Raw genomic sequence first — 10,586 nt, 5'->3', positions numbered from 1 at the left:
AGGCCCAAGCGTGGGGCGCAGGGCGCCGGAGTCTCTTGCGGCTGGCTCCGCGCCCTAACGGCGGGAGGCCCCGGCATGCGCCGGGGAGGCGGTGTGTGAGGATAGAGGTTTGCCCTCTCCTCCCGCAGGCCCCTGCGCAGGCAGGGGCCCATCACGGAACCTGTCCTCTCGCACATATGGCCACAATTGGAGATGGATACCTGCCTGCGCAGGGGGTATAGTGATGTCAGGTAAAAATACCAACGTCTCGCCCCCCAGGTGGGTGAAACTCGTGCGATATATTAGGTAGTGGAACTCTAAACCGGCACAACGAGACGAAACCGCCACAAACTCTTCGGCTTACCGTTGTTCTTGATACTTGGCTTTTAAGAACCGGTGCTGCTTGGTGAACTCCGCTCGCACGTGTGGGGCCAATGCACGCTTCGTCACGTCATCGAGCCGGTCGGCATTCAAGGTCAAAATATACTGTTGTCCGACATCAAATTTTGCTCGATCCGTCAAATATCTTAGGCTCTTGAGAAGTGTATCCTGATCAACGTCGAAAATGTTGTCGTGTATGAGAATGCCAGGATGGCGTTTCCGGGTATCTTCATTCAGCAGCAACGCGAGATCATAAATGAAAACTTTTTCTCTCTCGACGCTGTGGCTGCCATCATCATCAATCCGCATCACAATTTCAACAACTTGCTTTTTGGAGGTCTGCTTGATTTCGAAGGATGCTTTGCGATTTCCCTGAACATATTCATGGATATCAAGTATAGTGCGCTCAAAAGATTCTAATGTCTTGCGAGCTTCAATGATATTTGACTGCAAGCGAAGCAATTCAGATTCCTTGTTGGAGCGTGCGATTTGCTTCTGCGCTTCTAATTCTTCGCACCGACCAATGAATGCTCGCAACTGACTAGCTTCATCAGCTTTAGTTTGGAAGGCGGCATATGTTTGCTTCAAATTTTTCAATGCACCCTGTTGGTCCAATACCTCCAGCTTGCTGGTGTACTGACGATCTAATTCGCCTATTTGATCGTTTAGTCCCGATATCTTGGACAACAGCGTGTCACGCTGCTCACGAATTAGCTGATTTTGATATTCATCAATTTTCTTTTTGAACTCAAATACTTGGTCCAGATCATGTTTTATCAGTTCGCCCAAACGCGCACTAATTTGAGCATAGAACTCACTCACCTCTTCGTTGTCCAAAGGACGCTCACTGGTAATTAATTTAGTTCTTGTGAGTTGCTGACCGAGCAGTGCCTTTTCGCGCCTCAAACTCTCCAAACTATCTTCAAGTTCAATGATGTCGCCTTTTATAAATTCGTATCCGGAGACGTTTTCCAGAGCGTCGATGCTCCGTTCAATCTCTGCGACTTCGCTGTCCAATTCGTTCAAATCAGAACGAGCGTCTTGAATATCTTTCTGCCGCAAGAGTAGGACGTTTTCTTTGATCTTTTTGATATCTCTTGTCAGATCATCAATTTGAATGATTGCAGCCTTGATAGACCGGTAGATATCGACGCTTAGTCCCAATAAATAGAGATGTGGAGAATAGTCGTCAGATGCTCGTTCATTAGTATCGTAACAGCCTACGATCGATTTAAATTCTGATCGTTCATCACGAATAAGCGGGCCCATCATTATCCTGAAGGAAGGGTACTGACCTTCGGCGTGAGCAAACATTTTTTCGCCCAAAAATGCGGTTAGATCCTCGGCCTTGGAAAAGGTTGTCACTCTATCATCAAAAATCAAGAAAGGCTCTTCAGCCTTTTCTATTGATCGCTTGATGGTGTACTCTTCACCGTCAATTTCTAGGTCCAAGCAAATGGAAGTCTCCTTTGGGAGAATACTGCTTGGCACAAGTGAAACGCGGCTATTGCTTTTTCTTTTCATCAAAACGAAATTTATGAATTCGATGGAAAGAGATTTGCCCACGCCGTTGGTCTTGTTGCTAGTCTCATCCTCAACACCCAAAATGAAATTCAATCCATTCTCAAATGATATGGGCTCAATGATTGATGGCTCCGTATAGAGCTTCTTGATCTTAAGCATGTTTCACAATGTATGGCTGATCGAAATCAACCAGACCCAGCGCAAAAAGAAATAGCATACCAAGATGGATGCGGTTGATTGAGAACCATCGTTCGCCCTTAAATTTTTCGGCGACGTCAAATATACTGATTTTATAGGCACCCTTTTCCTCGAGAAGCCGGAGAATTCTATAGGCCACAATAGGGGCAGATGCTGCGGTGTCTTCGTCGGTCAAAAACAAGCTAGACAATAGCGTTCTCCTTGTTCGGAAAGACATTGCACTTAATAAGTTCGTCTATCAAAAAAAACCTCACGGCACTGCCATCATAATGCAAGCCGCTGTCCGAGAGCCGCTTTCCAAAAATCTCCTCCAAAATCGAAAGTGCCTTTTTTGCATCGCCTCCGTGTTCCGTCAAAATTTTGTCGCTGAACGTCTTCAAGTGCAAACTGAGTCGTCGCAGTTTGACGGCGCCCAAATCCGCGTGGTCTCGAACATCCCCCAAAACAGCCCCATACTCCGAGTACAGATCACGAAACTCCGTCTTTAGAAATTCCTCATGGCTCGCAAAGCGTTCTTCAATTTTGCCCTTTGGGTCGGGTTCCTCAATATACCCATCACCAGCACCAGGTTGGCTTTCGTCGCTTAACATGGTCATGAGGGCCTGAAACGTAAGTATCTCAGCCGAAACGTGTTCGGCCTTCTTCCAGATCACCTGGTTGTCAAGAAACGCCCTAATTTTTTCGATTTCGGGTGCGGTCTTGTTACCAATTTCCCCCAACAGATCGGAGACATCCCATACATGCTCTTTGGGGTTGATTTGTAACTTTTTTGGGTCCCCGAGAAGCTGCGACTTATAGGACTTCTTCTTGGTGATGTTAATGACGATTAGCTTATCATACTTCGTATGGAGATCTTTTGCGTTGAACTTGGAAATAGTGTTCTTCACTTTTTTTAGATCGCTTGTAGACGTAACTTGAAAGGAAATACCCTCGTCTAAGTCACCGAGATCAATTGCAGCCGCATTCGGCTCCAAGATATTTATATTCGCCAAAGAATATCCAAATATTAGATTGAGGAAGTCTCGGTAAAAGTTCTCCGCATAAATGTTTATGTCTGTGAAATTGTTCGGAGCAGACAGTTCGACTTGTGACCTTATGTAGGACAATACTTCCGTTATGCGAGCTATATCAGCTTGTCTTTTCAGAGACATTGCTCCCTCCGGCCTTGTAGCGTTATCAGGCACTCGCCAAATGATTCGCGTTAGGATTGATACGTAATCTGGAGGAATTTGACTAATTAATTGCTGCCTCCAAACTTGATTGTAATGATTTTTCTGTTCGCGGCGAGGCTTATGAAATGGCTATTTGGTTGTACGGGGGCCCAACTATCATGACTTTAGTCAGTATCGGCTGGCTCACGGACATGGAAAGAAAGTCGAACAATGGAGATTGGAAGGGCGTGTTGATCGGCTCGATAATGCTCAGCTGGTTTATCTGGGCTTTGTGGTTTGTCGTTTTTGCTCTGACGTGGATATTGGTTGGCGTCCTCGTCAATGCATTTAGACCAATTTGACAGCCTATTTCATAGAGATTGATCGTGAAAAGGCGCTATTGATCCCGCGAGCAATCTGGCCAACTCAGGGATCACCCTGCACACCCCATTGCTCTGCAAATCAAAATCCGCCCCGGAAAACACTTCTTTGGAAATCAACTCCAAGATAACTCGATCCACCACAGGCCGCATCGGCTCCATAATATCAATTGCAAAGCCAGGCCGTGGTGGCCCATAGCTGGAACGCTTCCGGGTGTGGATCACCCCAAGCATAGGATCATAGCCATCTGCGATAACTTTAAGCTGCATTTGTCCAAGCAGAACCGTGTAAACGTAGTTGAGCATCGCGTTGATCGGGTGCGTAGCAAAGATGTTCGCGCCACCCTTGTTCAGAACCGCTAGCGATTGTCTCGAATAAAATCTGTGCCACTCATCCGGGGTCGGATAACGCTTACTAGCTTTCCACTTGATCTGAAGCTCACGCCAAGCGGCAAAATATAAGCTCGCCGATTGCGCTTCTATTCCGAGAAGCGTTTTCAGCTTATTGGGCGGATCATTCTGCAAGCGATGAGCGTAAAGCCGGATCTTCTCAAGGGCACGATCTCTGGCTGTGGATTCCGGCAAGTAGCCGGATATTGTCTCTAGCGTATTAGCCAGTTTGTCTTTCATGAGCGGCAGATAGAATACGAGCTTCTCCTGTTCATCCTCTCTGGCCTTTATCTGCCAGATAAACTTCTCCGGATCGGCAGCTTGGCCTCCATTGCCGATGAGCGAGAAGAACTGCCCATTCCACTTAACACGAATAAGCGCGATGTTCTGTTCTGCCATCCAGTCCAGTGCATCGAGTGTGATTGTCCCAAAACCATCGAGCACAATAATGCGGGGTGGAATGTCGAGACTGCCTTTAAAGAATACGTATTCTCGCCGCTTTTGCGGGTAGTGCGTGGTGCCGTCTCTTATAGTTAGCCTGCCTTTATCCACACCAAGCGAAAGCCCATGACCCGTTAGAATTAAGGGCTGCGATTGCCTTTCTCGGCGCTTTCGCGCCGGTATTTCTAATTGAACGAGTTTATCCCAATAAGCGCAGCGTTCAGGCCATTCATCTTTATTAACGTTATCGTTTTCAGATTGAATTAGCATTGCCGCGATTACCTCTAAATCTGCGGCTAAAGTTATTCGATATGGCTGAAAATCTCAATGAAATCTGGGCTAATTCGCGACACCTAAGCGAGTATTATTCAGAAATATTCGAGGATGTTGCTATTGAGAATTCAGCGCTTCAAAGCCATCAAAGTTCCAACACGGAGAATATGACGAACTTCGCGATGATGCTTGATTCATTCAACAAATCTATGGCTGCCTCGGTCAATCACAACCAAAGGCATACCAAAGCAATTGAACAATTGCGCAATGAATTGGTTGGAGCTGAAATAGCTTTAGTTGGTGTTCGAGAGCACGCAGGTGCATTCGCCATTGAAAGAGTAGAGCCTAACTTTTGGATCGGCGCCAATATCAGACCTGAGACCAATGAAGCTGACTTAGGTGAAACAAGATTCTCCAAGTTGCGCATTGTCTCTACTCCGATCAACGAAAATGCACACGCACAATTCCACTCGCGTAGGCAGGAAATCCTTCGTCTAGAAGCAGTGCGGGAGTGTGAGAAGCTTGGCCGTGTAGACCTGTCGGGCGGGCCGAAATCTCGCCGAAACAGATCTAACAACATACAGATCCGAACAGACATCTATTTGGAATATTTGAAAGACAAATATCCAGATATGGATTTTGAGGCTTGGGGTTATTCCGATAGCTCATTTGAGCGGACGGAGAATGCTCACAAGAAGAAAAAGTATAAATAACAAGGATATTAGTCCCTCATTGCAATTAGGGACTATTTGGGGTGGCGTGAGGTAATTCGGATGCGCGGATTTTTCTCTGAAGCGAGGCAGCAGGTGTCTCGTGCAGGAGAAGGCCAATGGCCCGCGAACGCGACTACAAAGTAGAATACGCCCGCCGTATTGCGCGGGGCAAAGCCCGAGGCCTGACGCGTGCCCAGGCGCGGGGACATCCTCGCAAAGGCGAACCTCCTGCAAGCTCGGCGCAGGCGAAGCCCAAGATCGATGACAAGATCAAATTGGCCCTGAAGCAAATGCACGGCGGCGCGTCGATGACGTCAGCAGCGAAATCCGCGCGCATGTCATCCAAGCGTCTCAGCCAATTCATTCACGCACACAAGGTCGCCCGGAGGAAGGGCAACAAGTGGGTAATGACAGACCGGCTGATGCGGCAAGTGCCCATCGTCAAAGATGCCAGGACGACAGCGATCATCGTACCGGGTTTCGATGAAGCCAGTCAGGTTGGGAAGTACCACAACGCTATCCGGCAGTTTGTGAACACTCAGGACCCGATCATTCTCAAGCCATTTGAAGACAAGGGCGTGACCGACATCAAAGGCCGGTTTCACCCCTTTGAGACCGATCCCAATGCGCTCATCCGCTACGCGCTGAAAGATGAGCCTGAATTCCACGAAATCTACCAGATCATTCAAAACTGAAAGGAACACATTATGGATGATATTCTGAGCCCTGAAGAAATGCGGCGAGAGCGGGACTATAAACGTCTCAGAACGCGCAACCCGATTTGCATACACTGCGGCTATCACAACCATCCTGCAGCCATGGAGCTTGCACATATTGCCCCTCGCGAATTCCATGATGATGGAGGCGTGCTGTGTTCAAACTGCCATCGTGAGGTCAGCGATCCTGAAAAGGATCTGCCCTACGCGCCACAAACACAAAACCCGCAGATTGAAACCATTGGGCGCTACCTTCTGGCCTTAGCGGAATGGTTCGAACGCATCGCAAGAACCATCGCTGAGTTTGGCGCTTTTCTTCTCGCCTTGGCGGAGCGGTCTCCAGCCATAGAAGATGGGGTGGCTACATGAGCGATCCATTCTGCGCCCCAATTTACTTGAGAGCCTACACCGAAAAGCCTGGAATACAGCCCGTCGCTCAGAAGAGTGGTTCGATAAAGATTGTTGCTCCATCTCCCGTAACGCTCATCTTCGACACCGAAACCACGACCGACGCAGCACAAACCCTTCGCTTCGGTGTTTGCCAGATCCGCAGATGCGGTGAGTTGAAGCGGACCGTTCTGTTCTACAGCGAAGAATTGTCAGACGCTGAGTGCGAGACATTGCGGTCCTACGCGCAAATGCGGGGGCATGTTTGCCAGACTGTCGCAGCGTTTCGGAAGGACGTGCTCCTCAAGTATGGCTACCGGGCTAATGCTGTAATCGTAGGGTTCAATCTCCCATTCGATATTGCACGCCTTGCACTTTCGTATTCCGAAGCTCGGGGCAGCATGCGTGGCGGCTTCTCCTTTGCGTTTTCGCCCTACAAATCCGAACCGAACATTCGGATCAAACATCTGAGTGCGTCAGCAGCGCTGATCGACTTTGCCCGGCCTGGCAAGCAGCTGACAGGACGTGGCATGCGCAAGCGAGGTTTCAAGGCGCGCCATAATCGTGGGTTCTTTGTCGATGTGAAAACTATCGCGATGGCTCTCACAAGCCGGAAACACTCTCTGAAGAGTTTGGCTGAGTTTCTAAAAGTACCGACGCAGAAGCATGAAACCGAAGAACATGGTGGAGCGCTGACAGAAGCATATCTCGATTATGCCTGCGCTGATGTCCAGGCGACCTGGGAGTGCTTTGATGCGCTGAAGACGATGTATGAAAGCCACGAGCTTAGCACACCGCTACACAAGATCCTGAGTGAGGCGAGCATCGGTAAAGCCTACCTCAAACAAATGGGCATCCAGCCACTTCTAAAGTGCCAGCCAGATATACCGCGTGAGGGCTTTGGACGGATTATGTCCGCTTACTATGGGGGGCGGGCAGAAGTCCGCATCCGGCGGGACATAGCGCAGGTACTCTATTGCGACTTCAAGTCGATGTATCCGACGGTCAATGCCCTGATGAACCTCAACCGCTTCGTGATTGCCGACGGCTATTCAGAACATGAGGCAACCGCCGAAACGCAAGCCTTCCTGGATTCCTTTGAAATTGAGGACCTGAAATGCCGGGAAACATGGCGCTGTCTGACAACGCTTGTGAGGCTATGCCCGTCGAATGATGTTCTGCCTGTTCGGACGAGATACTCAGAAGGCAAGGACAACCTCACTATTGGACTCAACCATTTGACCAGTGAAACGCCACTTTGGTTCACGCTGGCAGATGTCCTTGTGTCAAAGATCCTGACCGGAAAGACGCCGTGTATTCTTGAAGCCATTCACTATGAGCCTGGGCCACTTCAGGAAGGTCTCCAGCCGATCAATCTGTTTGGTCGCGAAGAGTATCGCATCGATCCAAATCAAGATGACATGTTCACGAGGCTTATCGATCTGAGAGACGAAGCCAAGGCGCGCAAAGATCCACTACAACAGCAAATCAAGATCATTGCGAATGCGACCTGCTATGGGATCTTTGTTGAAGTGAACCGAGACGATGCGCCGAAGCCGGAAGCACTCATGCTCTATGACGCAAGCAGTGAAAGCCACGAGATTTCATCTAAGGCTCTTGAAGAACCTGGACGGTATTTTCACCCACTGCTGGCAACCCTTATCACTGGGGCCGCCCGGCTGATGCTGGCAACAGCAGAACGCCTCGCATCCGATCAGGATCTAGGATGGGTATTCTGCGACACCGACAGTATTGCAATGGCCCGCCCGCATGACATGGATAGCGAGCTTTTCTATTCCAAAGCCCAGAACGTAATAGATTGGTTTGAACCACTAAATCCTTATGCCAAGAGTGGCTCAATTCTCAAAGTCGAGGACGCCAATTACAATTCCGATGGTGTTCTTGAGCCGCTTTACTGCTTTACAATTTCCGCAAAAAGATATGCGCTGTTTAATCTGGATAAAGAGAATAAGCCGGTTTTGAGAAAAGCTTCTGCCCATGGATTGGGGGCATTTATGCCGCCTTATACAGAAGATATTCCAAATTGGGCAATTCCAAAGCCCGGTTATCCGCTAAAGGAATTAGGCGTAAATCTTTGGCAGCACGACTATTGGTATAAGCTTATTGAAGCCGCGCTTGATGGGCACTCGCATCAGGTTTCGCTCGATTACCATCCAGCTCTTAAATCTCCGGCCATTCGTCGCTATGGAGCGACAAGCCCCGCGCTGTTGCGGTGGATGGGCAAATACAATGAGGGCAAAGCGGAATCTAATCAGGTAAAGCCGTTTGGCTTTATGGTTGCGCCTTTAGCCAGGGCAGGTGTGTGGGCTGAGGTGGAAGATCCGGACATTCTGACCACCGTGAAGCGTGGCAGGCCTAATAAGCAGAAGTCCCACAAGCCCATAGCGCCGTTTGAACGTGATGCCTGGAAAGCGGCTCAGCAGACTTTTGATCGTGAAACCGGCAAGATCGTTCCGACTGATTGTCTCAAGACTTATGCAGAGGCTCTGGCGCTCTTTCACTTAAGCCCAGAAGACAAGTTTGGAAATGGAGCACCTTGGGATCAGGGACTGACGCGGCGGAGGCTTGTTGATGCGAATGACGTCGTTTTGATTGGGAAGGAAGCGAACAAGGTGGGGGAATTTGGCGATAGCAATCCAACCATAAGCGCCGTTTGTACTTTCGGTCTGTCAAACGGAGGCTCGATTGATGAGTAGAGATCGAACCCAATACCGTTTATGCTGCAAGAACTGTGGGCAAGAGGACAGGTTAACAGTTTGGATGGACGATTGGAACCGATGGGGCATCGAACGGATGGACCAGTTTTCGGGACGTGTCTCCATCATCGGCCTGTGTTCAGACAGGCTGACTTGCTTGCAATGCGGCCGCGTAGGGCCTGATGTCTACCACGGGACCTGATTAGAACGTCTCCCTGTAAACTGCGGTTCAAAACTCTTGTCACACTCCGCTGTCTATGGTCCCACTTTGGATTGCCAAAGACTGCGGAGAGGCCGATGCCCCTGAATGATGTGATCAAATGGCTCGCCGCATCCAGCGACACACTGATTGACGGTTTGGCGGCATTTGTTGGGGCGCTTGTCGTTGGCCTGCTTTTCGTCGGACTCTATCGCATCTTCAGCTCAAGCCTGTTCGACCGTATGCTCATTCCGTTTCTGCGAGGATTTGATCGGTTGCTGGTCCACCGGGTCGCGCCCAGTACGGGTGTGACACTCCAAACGACTTGGCGCCGCTGGCTTGTGTTCGCGGGAACATTTCTCGCGCTAGTCGCGGTTGCTGTGTTCGCGCCAGTCTGGGCAGCGCTGGCCGCAACATTTATCGGACTTTTTCTGGTACTCGCGATCTACCGAGCCTGGGAAGCTGATGAGACCGAGCGACAGCAAAAAGAAGACATGAATGAAGTCGTTTCTGCGGGGAACGATCTCGGCAATGAGATCCTGATTGGGCTGGTATTCCTCGTGGTTTTCTTCACGTTGGGATTTTCAAGACTGTCTGAAGTGACGCCGATCTACAAAGGGGTACCCAATATACCGTTCGCTCAATCCGCTGTTTACGTTTGGGGTGAGTTTCTGAAAGCGGTGCCATTTGTTGATGCCTCTGAGGTTTTTGGCTGGAATAACGTTAGCGGACTTCAGGCCAGCGGCAGCGTGGGCCGGACTATAACGTTTATACTGCGCGCTTCTATGGATTTGATCCTGTTGGCGGCGATCCTTCGAACACTGTCGATTGTGCGCCGAAGAGCAGAGGGTGCGGACCTTCGTGATATTCGCAACATGTTATCGAGCAGCGAAGAAAGTCAAATGCTTGCTGGCATCGATAGGCTAGGCGAGTTGTCGATGCGAAATCGGCTGAATGCGCAAAGAGAACTAGAGCGGATCGCGCTTAGGGAAGTCGAGGGCAACTCAACGATTGCGGAACCTCAGTACCTGACCGCGTCCGGCAACAAACTCCAAGAATTAACTGAGAAGTTTGGATCACAGCGGTTCGTAATCGTAGCCGTGGAGGCCTACCGGGCCGCGTTGGAGGTCCGCACCC

Annotated in this window: 9 protein-coding genes; 5 read left to right on the top strand and 4 right to left on the bottom strand. The window is 49.6% G+C overall.

Going from position 1 to position 10,586, the window contains the following annotated elements; genetic code table 11:
- Window positions 1-339: 339 nt before the first annotated feature.
- The 4 genes from HY36_RS11225 to cas1 all read right to left on the bottom strand — a co-directional run bounded on the left by HY36_RS11225 (window position 340) and on the right by cas1 (window position 4,714).
- The gene (locus tag HY36_RS11225; protein ID WP_035552689.1) at window positions 340-2,043 is read right to left on the bottom strand and encodes a DUF2326 domain-containing protein; all 1,704 of its coding nucleotides are present in this window, start codon (window positions 2,041-2,043) and stop codon (window positions 340-342) included.
- Window positions 2,036-2,257 carry a hypothetical protein gene (locus tag HY36_RS11220; protein ID WP_155841875.1) on the bottom strand — a complete coding sequence of 74 codons (222 nt, stop codon included), beginning with the start codon at window positions 2,255-2,257 and terminating at the stop codon, window positions 2,036-2,038. The genes HY36_RS11225 and HY36_RS11220 overlap by 8 nt, the downstream gene beginning before the upstream one ends.
- Window positions 2,258-2,264: 7 nt before the next feature.
- Window positions 2,265-3,233 (bottom strand): SMEK domain-containing protein, encoded by a 969-nt coding sequence (locus HY36_RS11215; protein ID WP_035552683.1) that lies wholly within the window; start codon window positions 3,231-3,233, stop codon window positions 2,265-2,267.
- A 371-nt stretch (window positions 3,234-3,604) separates the two neighbouring features.
- On the bottom strand, window positions 3,605-4,714 hold the full coding sequence (gene cas1 / locus HY36_RS11205) for a CRISPR-associated endonuclease Cas1 (protein WP_035552680.1): 1,110 nt from the start codon (window positions 4,712-4,714) through the stop codon (window positions 3,605-3,607).
- Window positions 4,715-4,755: 41 nt separating this feature from the next.
- Between cas1 and HY36_RS11200 the strand changes: the two genes are divergently transcribed.
- The 5 genes from HY36_RS11200 to HY36_RS11180 all read left to right on the top strand — a co-directional run.
- Complete coding sequence (locus HY36_RS11200) at window positions 4,756-5,430, top strand: hypothetical protein (RefSeq protein WP_035552678.1); 675 nt, start codon at window positions 4,756-4,758, stop codon at window positions 5,428-5,430.
- A 116-nt stretch (window positions 5,431-5,546) separates the two neighbouring features.
- Window positions 5,547-6,125, top strand: a complete 579-nt coding sequence (locus HY36_RS11195; RefSeq protein WP_035552674.1) for a hypothetical protein — start codon at window positions 5,547-5,549, stop codon at window positions 6,123-6,125.
- 12 nt (window positions 6,126-6,137) lie between these two features.
- On the top strand, window positions 6,138-6,515 hold the full coding sequence (locus tag HY36_RS11190) for a hypothetical protein (RefSeq protein WP_035552672.1): 378 nt from the start codon (window positions 6,138-6,140) through the stop codon (window positions 6,513-6,515).
- A complete protein-coding gene (locus HY36_RS11185) occupies window positions 6,512-9,250 on the top strand; it encodes a DNA polymerase (protein WP_035552669.1) in 2,739 nt (912 codons plus the stop codon). The genes HY36_RS11190 and HY36_RS11185 overlap by 4 nt, the downstream gene beginning before the upstream one ends.
- Before the next feature lie 297 nt (window positions 9,251-9,547).
- On the top strand, window positions 9,548-10,586 hold a 1,039-nt coding region (locus HY36_RS11180; RefSeq protein WP_035552666.1), incomplete at its 3' end, for a hypothetical protein.

It is taken from the genome of Hyphomonas atlantica corrig., assembly GCF_000682715.1.
Classification (GTDB): domain Bacteria; phylum Pseudomonadota; class Alphaproteobacteria; order Caulobacterales; family Hyphomonadaceae; genus Hyphomonas; species Hyphomonas atlantica.
Note: the sequence above shows the minus strand (reverse complement) of the source record. Positions and strands in the feature narration are given on the sequence as shown.